The sequence below is a fragment of the Myxococcus hansupus genome, assembly GCF_000280925.3.
GTDB lineage: Bacteria > Myxococcota > Myxococcia > Myxococcales > Myxococcaceae > Myxococcus > Myxococcus hansupus.
Window position 1 is genome coordinate 8,310,929 of the sequence record NZ_CP012109.1, and the last position, 22,127, is coordinate 8,333,055.

At 69.4% G+C, this 22,127-nt stretch carries 22 protein-coding genes; 9 read left to right on the forward strand and 13 right to left on the reverse strand.

From position 1 onward, the window contains the following. Positions 1-2 precede the first annotated feature (2 nt). Positions 3-812 carry an MlaE family ABC transporter permease gene (locus A176_RS32735; protein ID WP_002639706.1) on the reverse strand — a complete coding sequence of 270 codons (810 nt, stop codon included), beginning with the start codon at positions 810-812 and terminating at the stop codon, positions 3-5. Then, positions 809-1,315: a hypothetical protein gene (locus A176_RS32740; RefSeq protein ID WP_002639705.1), complete on the reverse strand. Its 507-nt coding sequence runs from the start codon at positions 1,313-1,315 to the stop codon at positions 809-811. Before A176_RS32740 ends, A176_RS32735 begins: the two co-directional genes overlap by 4 nt. Positions 1,316-1,598: 283 nt before the next feature. Between A176_RS32740 and A176_RS32745 the strand changes: the two genes are divergently transcribed. Beyond that, positions 1,599-1,991 (forward strand): hypothetical protein, encoded by a 393-nt coding sequence (locus A176_RS32745; RefSeq protein WP_002639704.1) that lies wholly within the window; start codon positions 1,599-1,601, stop codon positions 1,989-1,991. 1 nt (position 1,992) lies between these two features. Here the strand turns inward: A176_RS32745 and recF are convergent, their stop codons facing one another. Both recF and A176_RS32755 read right to left on the reverse strand, forming a co-directional pair. Next, the gene (recF, locus tag A176_RS32750) at positions 1,993-3,135 is read right to left on the reverse strand and encodes a DNA replication/repair protein RecF (protein WP_002639703.1); all 1,143 of its coding nucleotides are present in this window, start codon (positions 3,133-3,135) and stop codon (positions 1,993-1,995) included. Between the two features lie 40 nt (positions 3,136-3,175). Beyond that, positions 3,176-5,119, reverse strand: a complete 1,944-nt coding sequence (locus A176_RS32755) for a PAS domain-containing sensor histidine kinase (protein WP_002639702.1) — start codon at positions 5,117-5,119, stop codon at positions 3,176-3,178. A 173-nt stretch (positions 5,120-5,292) separates the two neighbouring features. On the opposite strand from A176_RS32755, the gene A176_RS32760 reads away from it, so the two are divergent. Beyond that, positions 5,293-6,408: a DNA alkylation repair protein gene (locus A176_RS32760; protein WP_002639701.1), complete on the forward strand. Its 1,116-nt coding sequence runs from the start codon at positions 5,293-5,295 to the stop codon at positions 6,406-6,408. A 501-nt stretch (positions 6,409-6,909) separates the two neighbouring features. On the opposite strand, the gene sitI6 is transcribed toward A176_RS32760, so the two are convergent. The 3 genes from sitI6 to A176_RS32775 form a co-directional block, all read right to left on the reverse strand. Further along, entirely contained in the window at positions 6,910-7,632 is a 723-nt protein-coding gene (gene sitI6 / locus A176_RS32765; RefSeq protein ID WP_044890186.1) for a SitI6 family double-CXXCG motif immunity protein, read from the reverse strand. Positions 7,633-7,638: 6 nt separating this feature from the next. Further along, positions 7,639-8,298 (reverse strand): SitA6 family polymorphic toxin lipoprotein, encoded by a 660-nt coding sequence (sitA6, locus tag A176_RS32770; protein ID WP_044890187.1) that lies wholly within the window; start codon positions 8,296-8,298, stop codon positions 7,639-7,641. A gap of 78 nt (positions 8,299-8,376) precedes the next feature. Then, positions 8,377-8,670, reverse strand: coding sequence for a hypothetical protein (locus A176_RS32775; RefSeq protein ID WP_002639698.1), 294 nt, complete (start codon positions 8,668-8,670; stop codon positions 8,377-8,379). Positions 8,671-8,802: 132 nt separating this feature from the next. Here A176_RS32775 and A176_RS32780 point away from each other — a divergent pair, with 132 nt between their 5' ends. Then, a complete protein-coding gene (locus A176_RS32780; protein ID WP_226994058.1) occupies positions 8,803-9,411 on the forward strand; it encodes a DUF1990 family protein in 609 nt (202 codons plus the stop codon). A 5-nt stretch (positions 9,412-9,416) separates the two neighbouring features. Continuing rightward, positions 9,417-10,691 carry a DUF1990 family protein gene (locus A176_RS32785; RefSeq protein ID WP_002639696.1) on the forward strand — a complete coding sequence of 425 codons (1,275 nt, stop codon included), beginning with the start codon at positions 9,417-9,419 and terminating at the stop codon, positions 10,689-10,691. A gap of 251 nt (positions 10,692-10,942) precedes the next feature. Here the strand turns inward: A176_RS32785 and A176_RS32790 are convergent, their stop codons facing one another. Next, entirely contained in the window at positions 10,943-12,223 is a 1,281-nt protein-coding gene (locus A176_RS32790) for a hypothetical protein (protein WP_002639695.1), read from the reverse strand. Positions 12,224-12,308: 85 nt separating this feature from the next. Then, positions 12,309-13,415: a DNA polymerase III subunit beta gene (gene dnaN / locus A176_RS32795; RefSeq protein ID WP_002639694.1), complete on the reverse strand. Its 1,107-nt coding sequence runs from the start codon at positions 13,413-13,415 to the stop codon at positions 12,309-12,311. A gap of 401 nt (positions 13,416-13,816) precedes the next feature. Between dnaN and A176_RS32800 the strand changes: the two genes are divergently transcribed. Then, complete coding sequence (locus tag A176_RS32800; protein WP_226994059.1) at positions 13,817-14,140, forward strand: DUF6748 domain-containing protein; 324 nt, start codon at positions 13,817-13,819, stop codon at positions 14,138-14,140. Positions 14,141-14,161: 21 nt separating this feature from the next. Here the strand turns inward: A176_RS32800 and A176_RS32805 are convergent, their stop codons facing one another. Genes A176_RS32805 through A176_RS32815 form a run of 3 tightly spaced genes read right to left on the reverse strand, consistent with a single transcriptional unit; the run spans position 14,162 to position 16,046 of the window. Beyond that, positions 14,162-14,773, reverse strand: coding sequence for a hypothetical protein (locus A176_RS32805; RefSeq protein WP_044890189.1), 612 nt, complete (start codon positions 14,771-14,773; stop codon positions 14,162-14,164). After that, positions 14,773-15,564: a hypothetical protein gene (locus A176_RS32810; protein WP_002639691.1), complete on the reverse strand. Its 792-nt coding sequence runs from the start codon at positions 15,562-15,564 to the stop codon at positions 14,773-14,775. Before A176_RS32810 ends, A176_RS32805 begins: the two co-directional genes overlap by 1 nt. Continuing rightward, positions 15,561-16,046 carry an RNA polymerase sigma factor gene (locus A176_RS32815; RefSeq protein ID WP_002639690.1) on the reverse strand — a complete coding sequence of 162 codons (486 nt, stop codon included), beginning with the start codon at positions 16,044-16,046 and terminating at the stop codon, positions 15,561-15,563. Before A176_RS32815 ends, A176_RS32810 begins: the two co-directional genes overlap by 4 nt. Positions 16,047-16,339: 293 nt before the next feature. On the opposite strand from A176_RS32815, the gene A176_RS32820 reads away from it, so the two are divergent. The 4 genes from A176_RS32820 to A176_RS32835 are packed head-to-tail and all read left to right on the forward strand — an operon-like array spanning position 16,340 to position 21,278. After that, positions 16,340-17,002, forward strand: a complete 663-nt coding sequence (locus A176_RS32820; protein ID WP_002639689.1) for a cobalamin B12-binding domain-containing protein — start codon at positions 16,340-16,342, stop codon at positions 17,000-17,002. A gap of 7 nt (positions 17,003-17,009) precedes the next feature. Beyond that, positions 17,010-17,714 carry a hypothetical protein gene (locus tag A176_RS32825; protein ID WP_002639688.1) on the forward strand — a complete coding sequence of 235 codons (705 nt, stop codon included), beginning with the start codon at positions 17,010-17,012 and terminating at the stop codon, positions 17,712-17,714. Beyond that, the gene (locus A176_RS32830) at positions 17,711-19,759 is read left to right on the forward strand and encodes a hybrid sensor histidine kinase/response regulator (protein ID WP_002639687.1); all 2,049 of its coding nucleotides are present in this window, start codon (positions 17,711-17,713) and stop codon (positions 19,757-19,759) included. The genes A176_RS32825 and A176_RS32830 overlap by 4 nt, the downstream gene beginning before the upstream one ends. Beyond that, positions 19,752-21,278 carry a response regulator gene (locus tag A176_RS32835; protein WP_002639686.1) on the forward strand — a complete coding sequence of 509 codons (1,527 nt, stop codon included), beginning with the start codon at positions 19,752-19,754 and terminating at the stop codon, positions 21,276-21,278. The genes A176_RS32830 and A176_RS32835 overlap by 8 nt, the downstream gene beginning before the upstream one ends. Before the next feature lie 24 nt (positions 21,279-21,302). Here the strand turns inward: A176_RS32835 and A176_RS32840 are convergent, their stop codons facing one another. Beyond that, positions 21,303-21,662 (reverse strand): helix-turn-helix transcriptional regulator, encoded by a 360-nt coding sequence (locus A176_RS32840; protein ID WP_002639685.1) that lies wholly within the window; start codon positions 21,660-21,662, stop codon positions 21,303-21,305. Between the last annotated feature and the right edge of the window lie 465 nt (positions 21,663-22,127).

A 22,127-nucleotide genomic window follows, 5' to 3' on the forward strand; every position in this document is an offset into this window, starting at 1 on the left:
CGTCACAGGCTCAGCGTGAGCTGGGTGATGAAGAAGTCCGCCAGACACACGGAGACCGACGTGGTGGCCACCGTCTGCGTGGTGGCGCGGCCCACGCCCTCCGTGCCGCCCTCCACGGTGAGGCCCCGGAAGCAGCCCACCAGGCCGATGATGAGCCCGAACACCGCGCCCTTGAACACGCCCGAGGCGAAGTCCGGCATCAACACCGCGTCCAGCGCACCCTGGAAGAAGAGGTTCAGCGTGATGGCGTACTGGAAGTTCACCACCAGCGCGCCCGCCACCAGCCCCACCACGTCCGCGAAGACGGTGAGCACCGGCATCACGATGAGGCACGCCAGCACCCGGGGAACCACCAGCTTGCGCAGCGGGTCCGCGCCCAGCGCGCGAATGGCGTCCACCTGCTCCGTCACCGTCATGGCGCCCAGCTCCGCGGCGATGCCGCTGCCAATGCGCGCGCCCACGGTGAGCGCGGTGAGCACCGGCGCCAGCTCGCGGAACAGCGTGAGGATGACCACGCGGCCCACGGTGTACTGCACGCCGAAGCGCGACAGGAAGTAGCCGAACTGCAATGAGATGACGAGCCCCGCGAACATCGCGGTGAGCAGGGCAATGGGCAGCGAGCGCACGCCCAGCGACTCGGTGTGGTACACGAGCCCGCGCCAGTCATAGGGCGGACGCACCGCGCGGCTGAACACCTGCCCCGTCATGCGGGACAGCGCGCCCAGCGACTCCAGCCGCTCCTTCGCGCGGTCCATCAAGCTCGGGGGCGCGTGAGGGATGACCGCGTCCAGCTCGGGCTGCCGTGTGGTCATCCGCGGCGCTCCATCTCGAAGCCGGAGAGCAGCCCGTCGAAGTCCGCCATGCGCGCGTCGGCCGCGGCGCCCGGCGGGGCCACGTAGGTGAAGTCAAACACGCAGTTGTCCTTCTTCAGCACCACCAGCTCCAACTGCACGGGCACGCCGTCCAGCTTCGCCAGGTAGCGGCTGCGCAGCGCCTCGCGCCCGTTCATGGGCAGGGGAAGCGCGGAGACCTCCTGCCGGTCCGTGAAGCCCGACAGCAGGTGGCGCGTGAGCACCTGGAGCGACGGGTCATCGTGTCCCGTGCAGGTCGCGTTGACGGAGATGGCGCGGCCAGTGCCCGCCTCGGCGAAGGCGAGGTCGTTGTCCTCCAGCCACACCCGCTCCCATCGCGAGGGGAGCTCGCCAATGCGGTAGCGCACGGCGGACTTGGTGAGGACGGAATCCTTGAACGTCGTCCGATGGCAGCCCGTCAGGGGTGCGACCACCAGCAGGCACAGCAACGTCTTCCGCAGCATGGCACCGTTCTTCGTGGCTCTCTCCCGGCCCTGCGACCGAGTCATGCGTCACAAGTCGCCCCCCTGCAAGGAATTCCATGCCGTGCGGTAGGGAGCAAACGTCCACTGTCACACCTCTGAATCGCCTCGCCGCGTCACATTCCCGTCGCCGCGCGGCAACGGCCGTTCGCCGCTGCAGCAACCAATCTTCGCGGGCGCCTTGTCCCAGGCAGTCCCGGCGGAAGCCACGCGGCCCCAACTTTGTCTCGGCGCGCGCCCCGAACACGAACCCCCGGAGGACCCCATGGACGGCGGACTCGCGATTTTCGGCTTCGGCCTCTTCTTGCTGGGAATCGCCAACCTCTACACACGCCACAGCTACTGGCTGGCGGTCCCCGTGCTGCTCCTGTCCGTGGTGTCCATGGGACTGGCCTTCAGCGAGTCGAAGCGGCTGCGCGAGGTGTCGCTGGGCATGGGCATCGCGCTGCTGGTGCTGACGCTCATCGCCGTGGCCGTTGGCACGCCCTGGTGGCTGCCCATGGCGACCTTCCTCTTCGCGGCGGCATACGGCGTGCTCTGGGCAGAGTACCGCTTCCCCTTCTTCCAGCACGTGTCACCGGGCGAGGAGCCGCGCCACCACTCGGAGCGGCGCTTCCACGTCCACTGGCCCTGGCACCGGCGCCGCGTGACGCCGTGACTCAGGCGGCGGGCGGCGCCGCGTCATCCACGTGCACCGCCACCTGCCCTCCGTGCACGTCCAGCCACAGCGTGTCGTCCGCCGCCGCGCCACGCACCAACGAGCCGTCCGTGGTGGTGAGCACCGTCTGCGCGCCGCTCCGGGCCAGGTAGCCCATGAGGTACGCGTTGCGCTCGGGGTCCAGCTCGCTCGACACGTCGTCCAGGAGCAGCAACGGCAGGAAGCCCATGGCGGCCTCCAGGTTCTCGATTTCGGCAATCTTCCAGCCAAGCACCAGCGCCCGCTGCTGCCCCTGGCTGGCGTAGGCCCGCGCGCTGCGGCCCCCCAGCGTCACCGACACATCGTCCGCATGCGGGCCCACGGAGGTGAAGCCCCGCTCCATGTCCCGGCGCAGGCGCCCGGCGAGGCACTCGCGCAGCAGCGCGGCCAGCGCCGCTTCGTCCGCGTTGGCGAAGTCTCCGTCCAGGTGCGCGGGGCGGTAGCCATACACGGCGGGGTCCACCGTGCGGCCAATGGAGGCGAAGGTCGCCTGCGCGCGCGGCGCCAGCTCCGCCATCAACGAGCGCCGCCGCGAGTAGATGCGCGCGCCCGCCTTCGCCAGCGTCTCGTCGTAGGCGTCCAGGTACGCCGCGTCCACCGCGTGCCCTTCGCGCAGCAGGCGGTTGCGGTTCTTCAGGGCGCGCGCGTACTCCCGGCTCTCGCGCAGGAAGGCGGGGTAGCGGTTGAACACCGCCCTGTCCAGGAAGCCGCGCCGCGAGTCGGGCCCGCCCTTCACCACCTCCAGGTCATCCGGCGTGAAGGCCACCACGGAGACACCGCCGAAGTAGTCCTCCAGGCTGGAGGCCTTCTTCCCGTCCACGAAGGCCTGGCGCGTGCCGCCGCCCACCTCCACGGAGATTTCGCGCTCGGCGCCCTTGAGGAGGAAGCGGCCCGTCACGCGAGCGCCCTGCGAGCCCCAGCGCACCAGCTCCGACAAGCGGCCCGCGCGCAGCGGCTTGAGCGTGGCGAGGAAGTAGAGGGCCTCCAGCAGGTTCGTCTTGCCCTGCCCGTTCTGCCCCACCGCGATGGTGGCGTGGGCGCTGGGCGAAAGCTGGACCTGGGGGAGGTTCCGGAAGTCGTGGACGTGAAGCGCGAGGAGGCGCACGGCCCCCTCCGTATAACCTCTCCGCCTCGCGGTGGGGGACCTATCTCGCGGGCTGGAGCGGCAGCTCCACCAGGAAGGTGGCGCCCTCGTCGGGCTGGCTGACCACCTGGATGGTGCCGCCCAGGGCCTCCACCAGCGTGCGTGTCACGTAGAGGCCCAGGCCCATGCCGCCGTAGTGCCGCTCCGACACGGCGCGCTCGAACTTCTGGAAGATGCGCGCGTGCGCTTCCGGGCTGATGCCAATGCCCTGGTCCTTCACCCACAGCCGGGCACCCAGCCCACCAAGCGCCACGTCGATGTGGACCGGCGCCCCCGCGCCGTACTTGAGCGCGTTGGACAGCAGGTTGGACACCACCTGCTCCAGCCGCAGCCGGTCCCACGCGCCGGTGAAGCCCTCCGTCTGTGTGACGTGCAGCTCGCAGCTCGCGCGGGCGGCCTCCAGCTCGAAGCGCGCGGCCACCTCGCGCACGAGCGCGGGCAGGTCCACCGGCTCATACTGGATGCGCAGCCGGCCCGTGCTGATGCGGGACACGTCGAGCAGGCCGTCGACCAGTTCGGACAGGCGCGTCACCTGCCGGCGCATGGCCTCCACCTCGCGGCCATGACGCCGCGCGAGCTCGGACTCCGGATCCGCCAGCACGGCGCGCGCCATGGACTGGAGCCGCAGCCCCAACGACGTCAGCGGCGTCTTGAGCTCGTGGCTGGCGACGGAGAGGAACTCGTCGCGGGCGCGCACGGCCTCCTGGAGGTGCTGCTCCACCGTCTTCAACCGGGTGATGTCCAGGAAGGGAATCACCACCACGGACGGGTGGCCGTGCATGGCGGGCAGCATCTCCGAGGAGATGCTGAGCGAGCACTGCCCCGCGGGCGTGTGCCAATGGACCTCCACGCCTTCCAGCCGCTCGCCCCGGGCCGCGCGCTTGGAGGGGATGTCCTCCACGCTCAACCGCCGGCCCTCCATGTCCGTCACGTGGAAGTGCTGGGCGTAGGCGGCACGGGGCACGTCCTTGGGAATGTGCCCGCCGTAGAGCCGGTCCGCCGCGGCGTTGGAGAAGTTGAGGTCGCCGGTGCCCGGGTCCGCCATCACCACCGGGACGGGCATCAGGTCCAGCACGGCCTCCAGCCACTTCTGCTGGTTCTCCACCGCCTGCCGCGCGAGCACCTGCTCGGTGACGTCGAACGCGAACGTCACCAGGCCGTCCACCAGGTCCCGCTCGTCGCGCAGGGGCTCGAAGATGATGTTCCAGAACTTCGTCTCGACGCGCCCGTGGCCCTCGTAGTCGATGGTGACGGGGTACTCCCGCACGACGGCGCGCTCGCCTGTCTCCAGGACGCCGCGGTGCAGGCTCAAGAGCTCCGGTGACAGGTCCGGAATCGCTTCTTCCTGGGTGCGCCCGTTCAGCTCGCGTCCGCCCATGAGCTTCTGGAGGAGCGGGTTGGCGAACTCGTAGCGCAGCTCGTAGCCGCGCAGCACGTTGATGGCCACCGGGGCCTGGGTGAAGACCTGGAGCAGGTTGCGGCGCTCGGCTTGCGCCGCTTCTCGGGCCGCCAGCTCCGCCGTCATGTCCTTGTAGGCCACGGCGATGTGCGTGACGCCGCCGCTGGAGGCGACCAACGGGAAGCCGGTGCAGGAGATGGCGATGCGCCGGGCCTCGTCGGGCGCGCGCACGTGCTCCAGCTCCTTCACGTCGTACCAGAAGACGGGCGTCTGGACGCGCTCGCCGGACACCGCGCGCATGAGCAGCTTGGTGTACCCCAGCTTCACCAGCAGCTCGTCGCGGAAGAGGCTGTACTCGGGGGGCGGCCCCGCGCCGAACATCTCGAGGAAGGCGGGGTTGGTGAGCAGGCAGTGCCCATCCGCGGTGAAGATGGCGTAGGGCACCGGCGAGTGGGTGAACAGGCTTTCGAGCAGCGCGAGCGAATCCGGCACCGAGGCGAGTTGTTCGCGCAGGGAACGCGGCTCCGGGGCCACCGTTCCGCTCAAGGGGTCCTGACTCCAGTGCTGCCCGATTCGCGTCGCCACGGGCGAGGGCCTACCAGAGCCACCGCGAGCTGCCCAGTGCGCCTTCAACAGGCTTCGCCGGCAGACCCACTGGCGCCTCCTGGCACGCACATCCCACTGGAGTGCCGCAGAGCCCATGCCAGGATGCACGCACCATGGCGGACTCCCTGAAAACCTTCTTCGATGCCCGGCTCGTCGAGCGGCTCGCCGCGTCACTCCACCAGGCCGCCCCGTCCTTCCCTCGCGCGAACTTCATTCGGGAGGCGGCGAAGGGGCTGGACGGACAGGAGTTGATGGACCGGGCGCGTCATATCGCTGGCGCACTGCACCGTGCCCTCCCCAGTGATTACCCGGAAGCCGTGGAGGTGCTGCTGCGCTCGCTCGGCGCCCAGGCGAAGCTGACGGAAGGCGGCGCCATGGCGTCGTTCTTCTACCTGCCGCACACGATGTTCATCGCGGAGCACGGGCTGGCGCTGGCGCACTTCGAGGCGTCCATGCGCGCGCAGCACGCGCTGACCCAACGGTTCACCGCGGAGTTCTCCATCCGCCCGTACCTGGAGCGACACACCGCGAAGACGCTGGCGCGTTTGCGCGAGTGGACAGAGGACCCGAGCGAGCACGTGCGTCGACTGGTCTCGGAAGGTACGCGCACGCGCCTGCCGTGGGCATCACGGTTGCGTGAGTTCCAGAAGGACCCCACGCCGGTGCTCGCGCTGCTGGAGCGGCTGAAGGACGACCCGGCGCTGTACGTGCGCCGCTCGGTGGCCAACAACCTGAATGACATCGGCAAGGACCACCCCGCCCTGCTGGTCCAGGTGGCGAAGGCGTGGATGCGGGACGCGCCTCCTGAGCGGAAGTGGCTGGTCCGACACGCGCTGCGCTCGTCCATCAAGCGCGGGGAACCGGCGGCGCTGGAGGTGGTGGGCGCGAAGCCGCCGTCGGGCATCGAGGCGCGGGTGACGAAGCTGCCGCGCCGCGCGTCGCTGGGGGGAACGGTGGAGGTCCACTTCGAGGTGGCCAACCGTTCGAAGAAGCCGCAGACGCTGGTGGTGGACCTCGCCGTGCATTTCCAGAAGGCGAATGGCGAGACGCGCCCCAAGGTGTTCAAGGTGCGCGAGCTGACGCTGGGGCCGGGACAGGCGGAGGAGGTGTGCAAGCGCGTGTCCTTCGAGCAGCTCACCACGCGCAAGCACTACGCGGGCCCGCACCGCTTCGAGGCGCTGGTGAATGGGCTCGGATTGCCGCTGGGTGTGGTGGAGGTGGGCAGGTAGGCGGTGAGGAAGCGCCATCGTCCCGCGGTGCCGACTCCGTACCTCCCAGGAGGGAGGGCGGCGCGGCCTCAATAGGCTCTACCGTCGCAGCCATCGCCAATCCTCGGGGGGCGCATGGCAGCGAAGACGCAGACAGGAAGTGGGTGTGTCACCACCATCGTGACGGTGGTGTTCATCGGTTGGGTGGTCTCGTTTTGCGGTGGGAACCAAGGCACACGGCCTCCAAGCCCACCACCCCAGGCGGACAAGGCCGCCGTCCCCGCGCCGCCACCGATAGCGCCGCCGCAAGCGCCAGCCGAGCCCACCCGGCAACGAAGCACCACCACGATACCCGCGAAGTACTCAACGGAATCTCCCACCGAGACCACGCCCTCGAGCGGATGCTGCAAGGTGTGCCGCCGCGGGTGTGCCTGTGGAGACACCTGCATCTCCTGCAGCAAGACGTGCCGCCAGCCTCCCGGCTGCGCCTGCTGAATGGGCGCCCGGTAGCGGCTCTGAAAGTCAACGGACAGGCAACTCCTCAGCCGAGAGCCCTGGCAACCCAAGGCGCTTCACAGCGTCCACGAAACGGTCCGTACCGACAATCATCGTCGTGAAGTTGGCGAGCCGGAAGATGTCGACGTCGCTCGGAAGCGAGGCGGCGTCGAGCACGGGCTCTTCCGGCCTGTCAAAGGCACGCCGCCCACACGTCTCGCACGGCGGGGGCGTGTCGGAAGGGATGCAGTCTCGATGCAACAGGCCATGCGGCTCCAATTGAAGGTCCATCAACTCTGGCGGGTCCTTCTTTCGGAATCGAAGTTCCGTCCGGGCGCCCACGAGGCCGTGCACCCCTGTCGCTTGCAACCGCTCCAAGGCATCCCGGCGCACGAGCAACAACGAAGTGCCCTGCCATGTGAACGGGCCAAACTCACCCGAGGCGGTCCCCATCAACGGGCCGAAAGCCGCGCCCGGTGGCAGCACCGCATTCACGGGAGCAAGCGGGCGCACCCGTTCTCGGAGACGCGCGAACTCAGGGTATGGCTCGGGACGGGCCCTTTCGAACTCCGCGCGCTCCGGGAGCTTCGACAGGTCTACGCAGGGATAGTGACACCCCCAAGAACTCCATGTCGCGCCGCAGTCGGAGCACGTCACTCCGGGCAGACTCCACTTGTGCACGGCATTGAAGGCCCCACTGAAAGCGGACGTCGCCGCTTCGTCTTCGCGAAGCCAGAAGAATCGGGTCATGGGTCCTTATGCTCCGGGCCGGGCATAGTAGGGCTGAATGGGCCCTCCGATGAGCTCGAAGCGATGGATGAGCTCTCCTGCGAATTTGAAAATCTCATCAGGGCGCGCGTTCTGCTTCCGGTCCCTGAATTCACGCCATGCATTGTTCCAGGCGCCGCCATTTCCGCCGGGCCCGTGAATTCTCCGGTGGACCTCGCGAGGAATGGGCATCGTGTAGTCATGAATCTTCACCCCTCGCCCTTCAAACCACCGGGCGAGATCCTCCGCTTGAGGAAAAATGTGGTGCTTCTCCCAGCGTCCTGGTGTGAGCCGACGTGATGGAGGGATGACCTGCTGGGGCGCGCCGTCCCAGTTGGGGAAGACCATGACCGCGCCACGGGGAAGCGATTGCCCACCACCCCAGTTGCGCCGAGGACCTCGCCCTGGAGCTGCCGCGGCCGCGGGAGGACGCGCAGGAGGAAAGCGCGCCAACTCCACTTCAACGGGCAGCTCCTCGCAGCGGTAGAAGCCACACATGGCTCCCTGGCAAAGAAGGCCGACGCAAACGTCGTCACCCGGAGCATCGCATTCGTTCCAGGGCGGCCTATCGTGGACCTCTTGGACGGAGGCACACCCAAGCCACGGCACGGCGAACAGCAGGAGGTAAACGGCCCATGTGCGCCACATAGACGGCACACTTTAGTGTGCGCCGCCCACGCTGAATGGGAATGCGTGTGCATTCCCTTCTTGAGACAGGCCCGCGCTTCACCGCTGCCCGAAAATCTTCACCAGTTTGTTGTACACGCCCATCACCAGCAGCGGTGACACCCACTGCCCGATGAAGCGGCTCGGTCGCGAGCGGCCACTGACTTCCAACGCGAAGGACACCCCCATCGCGGCGAGGCTCGCCACCAGGAACACGTGCGATGGCACCTTCGCGGTCTGCTGTTCAATCAGCCGCGTGAAGGAAGCCTCCGCGTGCTCCCCGCGCACCACCGGCGGCGCGTCCTGATAGTCCCGCTCCGAAAGCCTGCTCGCCGGATTGACGTCCGTCTCCATGTCCTCTCCCTGGGCGGGCAGGCAAGCCCGCCGGCTCCCTCGGACTTCCCCGCGCGCCTCATGCAGCCCGGGGTCGAGGTCCCCATCATGGTGTGACCGATGGAGGCAAAGGGCGAGATGGCGAGCGGATCCATGCACACAGACGCCGGGCAGGCAGACGAGCTCCAACTCCCCGAAGAAGGTGCGGGCCCTCTGCTTCAACGCGACTACTGGGCCGTCATCCGGAACAGCCAGGCCTCCCCATCGGAGCTCATGCACTGGGTCGCCCAACGCTTCCCCGAGTTCGCCCCGTCGGACATCTGCGTGTTCGAACACCGAAGACCGGTGAGCGCGAACGCCCCGTTGCGGATGGATGACGAGCTGACCGTGAAGATTCACGGTGCGGGCACCTTCGGCGTGCGCGTCATCCACCTGGACGACCAGAGCTTCACGCTCGGCACGCTGCACGGGCACCCTGAAGCGGGCCGCATCACCTTCGGCGCTTACCGGAACCTGCGCGGCGATGTCATCTTCCACATCCGAAGCCGGGCGCGCTCCGGCTCCACGTTCCACTACCTCGGCTTCGTCACGGCGGGAGATGCGATGCAGACCAACACCTGGACCGAGTTCGTGCTGCGCGCCGCGCTCACGGCCGGCGACGGGGTGGTGGGCGCCATCCACGCCCAGACGACGGAGCTGAAGGACGAGCCCTCCGGCGGCGACACCGCGCACGGGCCCACCTTCTTGGCGCAGGGAGATTGAAGACAATGATTGAGTGGCGCTGGTTCTCCGGCTGGACGGAAGCGGAAATGGTGCCCCGGCTGGCGAAGGCCCGCACGCTGGAGCGCAACTTCCCGGAGGTCTCCGGAGAGATGACGCTGGAGGCGGGCTGGAGTCAGGTCCGCTCGGAGAGCGTGCTCGGCCACGAGGCGCCGGGGCGGCCCGTCCCAGGCAGCCTCTTCGAGCGCGCCCAGCAGGTGCTGGAGACCTTCGACTTCTCCGACCCGCGCATCGTCGCGTGGCACTTCTCCGCGCATGAACCCTTGCAGGGCCGCACGGTGCTGCTGGAGCTGCGCTCCCTGGGACAGAAACTGCGCTACCTGTGCGGCGCGCGCGTGGGCGGCACCCGCGAGGAGCATGGCGACACCTGCAGCATCTACGGCTTCAGCTTCGAAACCCTGCACGGACACATCGAGGCCGGGCGTGAGTGGTTCCTGCTCCGCAAGAACCACGAGAGCGGCGCGGTGAGCTTCCACATCGAGGCGGCCTGGCGCCCCGGCCAGTTCCCCAACTGGTGGAGCCGGCTGGGCTTCGCCATGGTCGCGCCGCGATACCAGCGCGCGTGGCACCGGCTGACGCACGTGCGGCTGCGCGAGCTGGTGTTGAAACATCCGGAGCTGGTGGGTCATCACGCCAGCAGCGGCCAGTTGGAGCACTCCGGCCACGATGTGAAGACGGCCCCGGTGCAGTTCTACGCGCAGCGGGCGCGCGGACACCGTGAAACCCAATTGGAGGAGGAGACAGAGGCCATGAATCGAGGACACGGATTGACGGCTCTGGGAATGGGCATCCTGGCGGGCATGCGGAGCATGAGCGCGCCGACGCTCGCGAGCCGATGGCTGGCGACCACGCAGCCACCACCGGAGGACCGGCTCGCGCGGGCCATGGCGCATCCGTGGGCGCCTCGCGTGCTGGGGCTGCTCGCGGTGGGTGAGCTGATTGGAGACAAGCTGCCGATGGCGCCCGCGCGGGTGATGGTCGTGCCGCTGACGGGCCGGATGCTCTCGGGTGCGCTGGCGGCGGCCAGCGTGACGCCGGAGCGCCAGCGGGGACGCAGGCTCGCGGTGGCGGCGCTTGGAGCGGTGGCGGCACTGGCGTCGAGTTGGGCCTTCTATGCGCTGCGGCGCACCGCCACGAAGAAGCTGGGCGTGCCCGACGTGGCGGTAGCGCTGACGGAAGACGCCCTGCTCGCGGGCCTCGCCTCGCGGCTGCTGCCCACCTTCGAGGCGCCGACAGGACGCGTGGTCACGCTCCCAACGTAACGCGCCGATGGCGCGCGCGATGCGCATACCGCCCGCGCTACTCCGCCGCGTGGGCGATATGCCTCTCGCGAGGCCACGCCGCCAACGTCACGAACCGCATGCGTCGCTACCGCCCACGCCACGCCGCCGCGTGGGCGATATGCCTTTCACAAGGCCACGCTGCCAACGTCACGAACATCAAGCGTCGCTACTGCCCACGCCACGCCGCCGCGTGAGATGCCTCCGCTCGCGAGGCCACGCCGCCAGCGTCACTACCGCCCACGCCACGCCGCCGCGCGCGCGGCGTGCACCAGCGTGGGCAGGTCCTTCCCATCCAGGCCCGCGTCGGCGTCAGCATCCGCTGTGGGTACCCGCACGCGCTCGGGTGAGAACAGGCGCGCGGGCGTCTGCCCCTGCCCACGAAGCAGGATGAACAGCCGCAGCGCGTCCCGCAGCCGCTCCACGTCGGGGCCCTGCTCGTCCCGCGCCCGCTGCGCCGCGGTCCACAGCCGCGCCCACGCGGTCTCCTCGTCCCAGGTCCCCACGGGCCGCTCACGCGACAACACCGCGAGCCGCGCGGCCACCTCGAACAGTCCCGCGCGGCCTTCGCCAAATGCCTCACACGCCGGAAGCCGGATGTCTCCAGACGCGTCGACCTCCGCGGACTGCGACGGCACCTCACCGCCAGCACGCCCCAGGTCACCGGACACAGCGCGCCCCAGCTTCGCCTCACGCGCCGCCAGCCACACGAGCAGCGCCGGCACCTCCGCATCGAGCGGCACCACCGGCTCCAACTGCGTCTCCATCAACGCCCGCAGCCGAGCCCAGGCCACCCCGCGCCAGAACGCCGCGTGCAGCAGCAGCTCCGGCCCGCTGCGAGGCACCCGCTGCGGCGCCCGAGACGCACGCGCCTCCAGGAACCGCTTCACCTGCCCGCGCGTATCGAAGTGATCCAGCCGCTGCCACAGCGCCGCCAGCGAGCCCTCCGCCAGGGGCAGCGCCCGCTGGAGCGCCTCCGCCTCCTCCACCGTGAAGGGAAACAGCCCCTCCGGCGCGGGCCGCTTGAACACCTGTTCGAACACGTCCGCGGCGGCGCACGCGGCGCGCAGCTCCGGCAGGTTGCGCGGCAACAGCTCCACCGCCCGCGCCCAACTGTGCCGCCCCAGGAGCGGCCCCGCCTCCAGCACCGTCTCTTCCAGCTTGAGCAGCGCCTCGCCCAGCGTCGCCGGACGCGCCGCCACGGGCAGCCGCTTGAAGGCCGCGTGTTCCACGGCCTCGCGCAGGCGCTCCACCTCGCGCATCAGCTTCAGCGGCTCGGCTTGCTCCGGCCAGCCCTCCGCGGCGGCGCGGCGCTTCAGCGCGGCCAGGGTGGCGTCCACCTCCGGCTGCGCGCGCGCCACCTCCAGCAGCAGCTCGAACTGCGCCCGCACACGGTCCTTCCAGAAGAAGGCCGTCAGCATCCCGCGCAGCGCGCGGTAGCGCAGGCGCGTGGCCTCCAGGAGGTCCGCGCGGTCCTCCAGCCGGGCGCGCAGATTGTCCGGATGCGTGGCCATGCCTTCACCATAGGAAGGCACCGGCCCCGTGTCAGGCCCCCCAGGGGGCCGATCGCCTCACGAGTGAACGGAAGGCGCCGTCCGCTCACACCCGCATGGGCATGACCACGGCGGTGAAGCTGCGGTCGCCAGGGGCGTGCAGGACGCCCGGGCTGTGCTCGTCACCCAGCTCGAAGGACACCTCGTCCGTCTCCGTGACGGCGAGCACGTCCATCAGGTAGCGCGCGTTGAAGCCGATGACGACGCTGTTGCCCTGGTAGGCCAGGTCCAGCACGTCCTTGGCCTCGCCCAGGTCCGGGTTGCTGGCGGTGATGATGAGCTGGTTCGTCTCCAGCCCGATGCGCACCGCGTTGCTCTTGTCCGCCGACAGCAGGGCGATGCGCTTGAGGCTCTCCAGCAGGCGCACCTTGGGCACCAGGACGACCTTCTCCCCTTCCTTGGGGATGACGCGCTGGTACTCGGGGAACTGGCCGTCGATGAGGCGCATCACCATGGTGAGGCCCGGCTTCTTGAACAGTGCCGAGTTCTCCGCGAAGCCCAGGTGGCACTCCGCGTCGGGCGCCTCGTCCAGCAGGCGCTTGAGCTCCATCAGGCCCTTGCGGGGGATGATGACACCGCTCTTGAGCTTGAAGTCCCCCGGCAGCTCGCGCTCCACCAGCGCCAGACGGTGACCGTCGGTGGCCACCATGCGGACCTTGCCGGTGGACTGGGGCTCGAAGAAGACGCCGTTGAGGATGTAGCGCGTCTCGTCGCTGGAGATGGCGAACTGCGTCTTCTTGATCATCTCCAGCAGCGTGTTGCCCCCCACCTGCACCAGGGGCGCGTTCTCTTCCTTCGGCAGCTTGGGGTACTCCTCGGCCGCCATGCCCACGATCTTGAAATGGGCCGAGCCGCTGGAGATGTCCACGTAGTTGTTGGCCAGCTTCTTCAGCGTGACCTGGGCGTCCGGCAGGTTCTGGACGATGTCGAAGACGTACTTGGCGCTCAGCGTGACGGCGCCCGTCTTGATGACCTCGGCCGGGTGCTCGGACACGATGCCGATGTCCAGGTCGAACGCGGTGACCGTGATGCCGCCCTTGTTCGCGGTGACGAGCACGTTCGCCAGGATGGGCATCGTCGTCTTGCGCTCCACGATGCCCTGGGCGCGGTAGAGGGCCTTCTTCAGCTCGTCGGCGGCGATGCGGAATTCCATCGGAGGGCGTCCTTACAGGTCACGGCCCTGGAGGCCGATCATGCAGGCCGGATGTAGCCCCTGCACTCCTCTCCGTCAACGCGCGGAGTGCAGCGCCACGACAACACTGTGGGAGGCGAAGCACCCCACCCACCCGCTGCAACTGACCGCCAGTCACCAATCCAGCCCCCGGGCTGGCCCCCAGCCGCGAGCCGGAGCACACTGGCGCCTCTTTTCCGCTGGAGCCCGTCATGAACAGCCGCCCGCTGCTGCTCGCCGCTCTTATCCTTGGCCTCGCATCCGGGTGCAGCAAGCCGCCCGGCGCCTCGTCCGCCCCGCCGCTGGCGAGCGAGAATGGAACCCCCTCCTCGGAGCCGGCCGGCAACGCCGCACCCCGGGACAGTGAGAACGGAACGCCCACCATGAACGCCCCCACCAACGGTTCCCAGCCCAAGCAGGGTGAGAGCACTTCCTACATCGTCAAGGACAGCGGCGTGCGCTGCTTCGCCCCGCCCTGCCCCACCTACAACGCCTTCCCGGCGGACAAGCCGGACGCGGAGCCCATCCCCGTGCACGAGCTGGAGCTGTCCAGCGTGGCGGAGGGCTCGGACGAGAAGATGGAGTCGTTGATCCGCAAGACGCTGGACGGCACGGGGCTCAAGGTCCAGGGCACCCTGGAGACGCGGCCCAACGCGGGGCCCGCCGGGGCGGCCACCGTCCTGCGCGCCAGCAAGGTGGAGAACTGAGCCAGCCCACCCGGGTGGGACTCAGATTTGGATTCCCACCTGGAGGCCGGGCCAATGCTGGAGGCGTTGATCCGGCTCCGGGTTGCTCTCACTGAAGGGCATCCGGGTGATGCTGTCGAAGTCCGACGCGCCCCAGGAGAACCAGGCGTTGTACGTGGGCCCGGCGAACACGGCCAGGCGCGGCAGGAGCTGGAAGCCCACCATCAACCGGGCCTGCCCCAGCACGTTGCCGCCGTCGCCCTCCAGGGGGTTGCGCACCGGCTGCACCGCGCCGCCGGTGACGTCCAGGTCCACCCAGAGCCGCCGGGCGAGCGTCATGTGCCCGCCCACGCCCACCGCGAAGTTGAAGCGCGCGTCGCGGCCGGGCTCCAGGCCCGCCATCAGCGTCAGGTAGATGGGGCCGCCGCCAATCTTCACGCCCATGTTGGCGACCTGGATGTCGCTGGCCCAGAACTCCATGTGCGCGCTGCCCCGACGCAGCCCACGCGAGGCGGACTCCGGGGCGCCGTCACCCGCCTGCTGCGCGAAGGTGCGCTCGCGTCCGTCGAGAAGCGTGAGGCGGTGCGCGAACAGGGACTCGGCGGACGCCGCTCCCGCCCACAACCCGAATGCGAGGAGGGCAAAGGATTTCATCACTCATGCTTTTCCAGCGTGAGGGACACCTGCGTCAAGTTCCCGGGCAATGACAGTGCTGCCGAGGATGCGTCGGGTTTTCCCGACAGCGCCCGCGCGGCGGCCAGCACCGGTTCCACGTCGAAGGGCGCGTCGGAAGCGACGAAGATGAAGCGCTCGAAATGGGGCGCCGCGTCCAACTCGTAGGCGCGGGAGAGCGCCTGCGTTCCGGAGGGCGCCAGGGGCATGGCCTGGGTGCCGCCCTCCTCCGGCGCGTGCAGGGTGACCGCGCCGTTGCCGTCCACCGAAACGATGACGCCATGCGAGCGACCCGCGGCCACGTACGCCACCTGCACCACGTCACCCGCCGCGGCGGCGGCTCCGTCTGCGAGGCGCTCCGGGCGGGCGGCGGCCTGCCGGTGGATGACGAGCTGCGGTGCCAGGCCCTTGATGCGCGTCACTTCCGGGAAATCCCCGGGCGCCGTGCGGGGCTCCACCTGTCCGGCGGGCCAGACCACCACGAAGAGGGCCACCGCGGCGAGCGCCGGGACCAGGCCCCACGCGGGCGACAGGTGGAAGGAAGGGCGCGGCGCGTCCTGGCGCGACGCGCGGGCCTCCACCTCGCGGACCACGCGCGCGGGCGGCAGCGTCTCCAGGGTGGCGCGCGAGTCCGCCTCCAACGCGGCGAGGCGGGCGGGGCCGTCGGGCTCCTCGGCCAGCCGGGCACGGGCGGCGGCCAGCTCCGTGGGCGGCAGCTCGCCCAGGGCGATTCGTTCCAGCAGCCAATCCGGGGTGCGGTGGGCGGATGTCATGCGGCCTCCAGCTCCAGCTCTTGCAACACTGCGGACAGCGCGCGCAGACGCTTGCGCACGCCGGACACGGACAGGCCCACCTCGCGGGCCGTCTCCTCCAGCGTCATTCCATCCACCAGGTGCAGCACGGCGATGTCCTGACTGGACGCGGGCACCCGGCCGAAGAGGCGATCGAGCAGCCCCCGCGCGGCGGTGCGCGCCTCCGTGTCCTCGGCCGCGGCAATCTGCAGCACCAGTTCGTCCTCCCGATCCTCCGGGCGCCGCTTCGCCCCCCGCAACTTGTTGAGACACACGGTGGTGGCGATTCGGTGCAACAAGCTGGAGGGCGCGGCGTCCTTCAGCGCGCCCTGGTAGCGGAGCAACTGGACGAACACGTCGTGCATGGCGTCCACGGCCTTCTCCTCGTCACGCAGGAGGAAACGGCAGCGCCGGAGCACCTGGGGGCCGTAACGCCGGTAGTAGGCCTCCACATCGATTGACACCGGTCTCACGCCTCCCTCGGTTGCCGTGACAAGGGGAACACCGCCCGCCCGGAGAACTGTCACCCGGGCTGTTCCTTTTCAGGGCCCACACTGGCGCGTGCGGAAGCGCGACCCTAGTACCCAGGTACAATGCGGCCCACGGAATCGGTAAAAGCTACAAGCAAGCAGGCATGCAGGCGCGAGAAAGAAGGACTGGCCTGTGTCGGGTTGGCGATGAAATCGGGGCGCATTCGCTGTAACTGAGAAACGCAATCCCGCTACCGTCACCCCTTCGCCCCCCTGCGCCCGACTCCGTGCTGACCTCTCACGACTCCGCCCTGACCGGACTGCTGAACGCGTACCTGTCCGCGCAGCTCGCCGGCAACCGGCGGGAGGCGCTGCGGCTGCTCGTGGACGAGGGACTCCTCCAGGGCATCCCCATCCAGACGCTGCACCTGGAGGTGATTCAGCCCGCCCAATACGAGATTGGCCGGATGTGGCAGGAGAACCTCATCTCCGTGGCGCAGGAGCACCTGGCCACCGCCGTCTCGCAGCTCGCGCTGGCGCACCTGTATCGGCACCTGCCTCGGGACGCCTTCAACGGCAAGGTGGTGCTCGTCTCCTGCGTGCAGGGGGAGTTGCACGAGGTGGGCGCGCGCATGGCCAGCGACTTCCTGGAGATGGCGGGCTTCGACGTGCGCTTCCTCGGCGCCAACGTCCCGCCGGAGCACCTGGCCCGCATGGTGAACGAGATTCAACCCGACCTCGTCGCCCTTTCCGTGACGATGTCGTATCACCTCCCCGCGCTCCGGGAGGCCGTGGCGCACGTGCGCAAGACACGCCCCAACGTCCCCATCGCCGTGGGAGGACTGGCCTTCCGCTGGGCCCCCGGGCTGGAGACGGAGCTGGGCGTGAACTTCTTCGGCAAGGACGCGCGGGAATTCGTCGCGTCCGCCTGCCGGGTCCTGGGAGTCTGAGAACCGCATGGAGAGCGTGAGCAAGAGCGTGGAAGCGCGGGCGGACCGGCTGGCCACCGCCTCGCAAGAGGCGCTCTACCAAGACCCCTTCTGGGCCGCCCGCTACGGCCTGGAGCGGGCGCAGCGCTTTGGTGACGAGGACGCGCGCTTCCACGTGCGCTACCTGGTGCAGGCGCTGGAAGAGCAGCGCCCCTCCGTCATGGAAGGCTACGCGCGCTGGCTGCGCACCCTGCTGGTGACTCGGGGCATGTGCTCGCGGCACCTGGATCAACACTTCGCCGGCCTGGCCACCGCGCTGGAGGCGGAAGGTTGGGGCCCGGGCACCGCGCCCCACGACTACGTGGGCGCCGCGCGACAGGCCCTGCGCTACCTGGACGGGCCTGCTCGCCTGCTGGAGGAGGAGGCGCCCGGGCTCTCGCGCGCCGCCACGTCCCGCCTCACGCTCTACATCATCCCCGAGGACCAGCCGCGCCTCGAGGAAGAGCTTCAGTTGCAGTTGTCCTACCTCGCGGACGCGCTCGCCGCCGGCAAGCCCACGCTCATGGGAGACCATGTGCGCTGGTACGCCGGCTTCTGGCCGCGACGCGGTTTTGGCCTCCTGGCATTTCCCAGTGTGCTGGGCATGTTGAAGTCCGTGCTGGGCTCACGTCACCCCGAAGCACGGGCGCTCCTCGCGGAAGCGGGAGTGTCCTGGGAGGAGACCCGTTCATGAGGCATTCCGCCTCTCCGGAGCCGCAGTTTTTCGACGACCTCAGCCGAGAGGTCGCCCTGGTCTGCGACGCGGGGGGTACGCTGACGTGGGTAGACCCCCGCGCTCGCAACCTCCTCGCCGCCGAGCCTGGACAGACGCTGCGCGCCCTGGCCGCACAAGGCACCGAGGAGAAGGTGGACCGGCTGCTGGTCCAGGCCCGCGACGAGAAGGTGGAGGGTTGGGAGCTCATCCTCTGCCGCGACCAGATGCCCGCCACCTTCGCCTTCCGCGCCCGCCCGCATGAGGGCGGCGTGTTGATGGTGGGCAGCCTGGTGCCGGAGGACTACGGCGTCGCGCTCGAGCGGGTGAGCACCACCCTGAGCGAGCTGTCCATGCTCCACCGGGAGACGGAGCGCCAGCAGCGCGAGCTCAAGCGCCGCGCGGACGAACTGGCGCGGCTCAACTCCGAGCTGGAGGAGTCCAACCGCGGCGTGCGCAGCCTCCACGCCGCCCTGGACGAGAAGGCGGAGAGCCTCCAGCTCGCCGCTGAAATCAAGAGCCGCGTGGTGGCCAACGTCAGTCACGAGTTCCGCACGCCGCTGCACTCCATCCTCGGTCTGTCGAAGGTGCTGCTCAATCCCATCAACGGCCCCTTGAGCGGCGAGCAGGAGAAGCAGGTCCAGTTCATCCGCAACTCGGCGGAGGCCCTCTTCGAGCTGGTGAACGACCTGCTGGACCTCTCCAAGATGGAGGCCGGCAAGACGACGCTGCGCCACAGCCGCTTCGTGGTGCGCGACGCGCTCAGCGCGCTGCGCGGCATGATGAAGCCGCTGCTGCCGCCCGGCTCGCCCGTGGAGCTGCGCCTGGTGGAGCCCGCCGAGCCCCTGGAGATGGAGACGGACGAGTCCCGCCTCAGCCAGGTGCTGCGCAACCTGGTGTCCAACGCGCTGAAGTTCACGGAGAGCGGCCACGTCAGCGTCTCCGCGGAGCCCGGTCCCCGCGACACCGTGGTCTTCACCGTCCAGGACACGGGCATTGGCATCGCGCCGGAGCACCACGAGCGCATCTTCGAGGAGTTCTCCCAGGTGGAGAGCCACCTGCAGCGCAAGGCGAAGGGCACCGGCCTGGGCCTGCCCCTGGCGCGCCGGCTGACGGAGCTGCTGGGCGGCACCCTCTCCGTGAAGAGCACCCTGGGCCAGGGCGCCACCTTCACCATCACCATCCCGCGCGTCCACGTGGAGATCGCGGAGATGACGGGCCTGACGGAGCGCAGCGAGCATCTGGACCCCAGCCGCGCGCCGGTGCTGGTGCTCGAGGACGACCGTCAGACGCTCTTCCTCTACGAGAAATACCTGGCCCGCTCCGGCTTCCAGGTGCTGCCGGTGCGCAGCACGGACGAAGCCCGGCGGGTGCTGGAGCGCGTGCGGCCCGCCGCCATGGTGCTGGACGTCATGTTGGAGGGGGAGACGAGCTGGAGCTTCCTCGCCGACATGAAGAACAACGAGTCCACCCGCGACATCCCCATCCTCGTCGTCACGGTGACGGACCGCGAGCAGAAGGCCCGCGCGCTGGGCGCCGACGAGTTCTGGCTCAAGCCGGTGGATGAAATCCAGCTTCAACGCAAGCTGCAGGCCATGGCCCGCACGGGGCCGGTGGAGCGCATCCTCATCATCGACGACGATGACGTGCACCGCTACCTGCTCAAGCAGCTCCTCAAGGACATGCCCTACTCGCTGCTGGAGGCCGCCGGTGGCAAGGACGGCGTCCGGCTGGCCCGCGAGAAGTCGCCGCACCTCATCTTCCTGGACTTCGTGTTGCCGGACATCACCGCCTTCGACGTGCTCGACGAGCTGAAGGCGGACCCCCGCACGCGCGACGTACCCGTCATCCTCCACACCTCGCACGAGTTGAAAGAGGACGAGCGCACCCGCCTGGCGAAGGAGACCGCCGCCATCCTTTCCAAACACACCCTGAGCCGCGAGGTGGCGATTACGCGCATCCGGGACGCCCTGTCCAAGGCGGGCCTCGGCGCGAACGCCATGATGGAAGGGAGCCGCCGTGGTTGAATCCCGTCTGGCCACCGTCCTCAACGTCAACGACGACGACGCGAACCGCTACCTCGTCAACCGGCTCCTGTCGCTGGCGGGCTACAACGTGCTGGAGGCGGCCACCGGCATGTCCGCGCTGCTGTTGGCGCAGCAGCACCGACCGGACGTCGTCATCCTGGACGTGAAGCTGCCGGACATCAGCGGCTACGAGGTCTGCGAGCGCCTGCGCGCCGACCCGAACACCTCCGCCATGGCGGTGCTGCACACCTCCGCCACCTTCGTCACCTCGGACAAGAAGGTCCGCGGCCTGGATGGCGGCGCGGACGCCTACCTCACCCAGCCCTTCGAGGGCGCCGAGCTCATCGCCACGGTGAAGTCCCTGCTGCGCCTGCGTCACGCGGAGCAGGTGGCGCGCAACCGCGCCAACGAGCTGGCCGCGATGGACCGGCGCAAGGACGAGTTCCTCGCCATGCTGGGCCACGAGCTGCGCAACCCGCTGGCCGCCATCATGACGTCCATTGGCATCCTGCAGCGCAGGCCGGCGACCGATGACAAAGAAGCGCGCATGCGCGGCATCATCCAGCGACAGACGAATCACCTGGCGCGGCTGGTGGATGACCTGCTCGACGTCAGCCGCATCACCCGTGACAAGGTGGAGCTGCGCCCCGGCCGGCTGGACCTGATGCCGGTGCTGCGGCACGTGCTCCAGGTGACGCAGCCGCTGGCGGATGCGCGCGGGCTGGCCCTGGACGTCACCCTGCCCGCCGGCTCGATGTGGCTGGACGCGGACGCCACGCGGCTGGAGCAGGTCTTCACCAACCTGCTCGACAACGCCGTGAAGTACACGGACCAGGGCCGCGTCACCCTGCACGTGGCGCAGGAGGGCGTGGACGGCTCGGCGCGCGCGGTGGTGCGGGTGAAGGACACCGGCATCGGCATTCCGCGGGACGTGCTGCCCCACATCTTCGAGCTCTTCGCCCAGGCGGACACGTCCCTGGAGCGCTCTCGCGGCGGGCTGGGCATTGGCCTGACGCTGGTGCGCAAGCTGGTGCAGCTCCACGGCGGCGAGGTGACGGCGCACAGCGGCGGCCCCGGCCTGGGCAGCGAGTTCGTGGTGAAGCTGCCGCTGGTGGACGCGGTGGGCCTGCCCCACGCCGCGCGCAACGCCGCGGACCTCCGGCGAGGCCGGCGCATCCTCCTGGTGGAGGACAACGTGGACGCGCGTCAGGCCATGCGCGACCTGCTGGAGCTGTGGGGCCACCAGGTGGCGGTGGCGCCGGATGGCCTCCAGGGCGTGGCGCTCGCGGTGTCGAACCCGCCCGAGCTGGCGCTGGTCGACATCGGCCTGCCGGGCCTGGACGGCTACCGGGTGGCGGAGACCCTGCGCCACCGCGTGGGCAACGGCATCCGGCTGGTGGCGATGACAGGCTACGGAGGCCCCGAGGGACGGGACCAGGCGATGCGCGCTGGCTTCGACCGACACCTCGTCAAGCCCGTGAAGCCTGACGAGTTGGACCGAATCCTCTCCGAGCTGTGAGGGATTGAGGCGGCGGGCCGGGGCTCAACGGCGGTTCAACGCGTTGGCCACCAGGCCCAGCAACTTCACCTTGGCGGGCTCCAGCGGGCGCACGGTGCGCAGCAGGCGCCGCACCTCGGGGCGCTCCTGCGTCGCCACCGGCGGCTCGCCGGGGCGCGGCGCGCCATTGCTGGCGAGCCCCAGCAATTCGTCCGCGGAGACGTGCAGCTCGTGGCACAGCTTCATCAGCGTCTGCACGCTCGGCAGCATTCCGCCGCGCTCCAGACGCCCATAGACCTCGGTGGCCACATCGATACGCTCCGCGACGTCCGCCTGGGTGAGCTCCAGACGGTTGCGAGCGACACGCGCTGCGGCTCCGATGGTGGTTGCGAGTTTCTTGTCCATGCCTTACCGACCCGGAACGTTTGGCCGCTGGCATAGGACGTACGGGGGCAGACAGACAGAACTTGCCGGGTCAGTCTCCCGTTGTTCACCCATAGGGTTGCTGTGCATGCGGTGGACTCGCGGGGTCCATCCACCGTGCGCGGCCCGCGCGTTTTCTCGACGGAGAAGGGCACAGGGCTGGCCCGGATGGGCCCCCGCGCCGCACCCACCGCACCTGTCAGCGAGGGGACCTGATACGTTGGGCGGCGAATCTCCTACGGTTCCGTCGAGTCCTGCACGCTGTCCCGCCCTCTAGGGTTGGTTCATGTTTTCAACGTGCGCGTAAGGGCTCAGCCGGGCTCCATATCTATCCGGAAATACAGGGCTTGGAACATCCGGGAAAACCTCACCGGGTGTGCGAAAGCCGCTGGGAACCCAGACTGGGGGTATTTCCAGACTCAGGTAACAGAGCGGCGCGGCGTGCTG

What these genes read in the sequence shown, in the direction of transcription:
- A176_RS32810 (WP_002639691.1), bottom strand. Translation starts at nt 15,564, where the DNA reads ATGACATCCGCCCACCGCACCCCGGATTGGCTGCTGGAACGAATCGCC.
- A176_RS32825 (WP_002639688.1), top strand. Translation starts at nt 17,010, where the DNA reads ATGGAGAGCGTGAGCAAGAGCGTGGAAGCGCGGGCGGACCGGCTGGCC.
- A176_RS32830 (WP_002639687.1), top strand. Translation starts at nt 17,711, where the DNA reads ATGAGGCATTCCGCCTCTCCGGAGCCGCAGTTTTTCGACGACCTCAGC.
- A176_RS32735 (WP_002639706.1), bottom strand. Translation starts at nt 812, where the DNA reads ATGACCACACGGCAGCCCGAGCTGGACGCGGTCATCCCTCACGCGCCC.
- sitI6 (WP_044890186.1), bottom strand. Translation starts at nt 7,632, where the DNA reads ATGACCCGATTCTTCTGGCTTCGCGAAGACGAAGCGGCGACGTCCGCT.
- A176_RS32790 (WP_002639695.1), bottom strand. Translation starts at nt 12,223, where the DNA reads ATGGCCACGCATCCGGACAATCTGCGCGCCCGGCTGGAGGACCGCGCG.
- A176_RS32840 (WP_002639685.1), bottom strand. Translation starts at nt 21,662, where the DNA reads ATGGACAAGAAACTCGCAACCACCATCGGAGCCGCAGCGCGTGTCGCT.
- A176_RS32760 (WP_002639701.1), top strand. Translation starts at nt 5,293, where the DNA reads ATGGCGGACTCCCTGAAAACCTTCTTCGATGCCCGGCTCGTCGAGCGG.
- A176_RS32745 (WP_002639704.1), top strand. Translation starts at nt 1,599, where the DNA reads ATGGACGGCGGACTCGCGATTTTCGGCTTCGGCCTCTTCTTGCTGGGA.
- dnaN (WP_002639694.1), bottom strand. Translation starts at nt 13,415, where the DNA reads ATGGAATTCCGCATCGCCGCCGACGAGCTGAAGAAGGCCCTCTACCGC.
- A176_RS32775 (WP_002639698.1), bottom strand. Translation starts at nt 8,670, where the DNA reads ATGGAGACGGACGTCAATCCGGCGAGCAGGCTTTCGGAGCGGGACTAT.
- A176_RS32785 (WP_002639696.1), top strand. Translation starts at nt 9,417, where the DNA reads ATGATTGAGTGGCGCTGGTTCTCCGGCTGGACGGAAGCGGAAATGGTG.
- A176_RS32740 (WP_002639705.1), bottom strand. Translation starts at nt 1,315, where the DNA reads ATGCTGCGGAAGACGTTGCTGTGCCTGCTGGTGGTCGCACCCCTGACG.
- A176_RS32780 (WP_226994058.1), top strand. Translation starts at nt 8,803, where the DNA reads ATGCACACAGACGCCGGGCAGGCAGACGAGCTCCAACTCCCCGAAGAA.
- sitA6 (WP_044890187.1), bottom strand. Translation starts at nt 8,298, where the DNA reads ATGTGGCGCACATGGGCCGTTTACCTCCTGCTGTTCGCCGTGCCGTGG.
- A176_RS32805 (WP_044890189.1), bottom strand. Translation starts at nt 14,773, where the DNA reads ATGAAATCCTTTGCCCTCCTCGCATTCGGGTTGTGGGCGGGAGCGGCG.
- A176_RS32800 (WP_226994059.1), top strand. Translation starts at nt 13,817, where the DNA reads ATGAACGCCCCCACCAACGGTTCCCAGCCCAAGCAGGGTGAGAGCACT.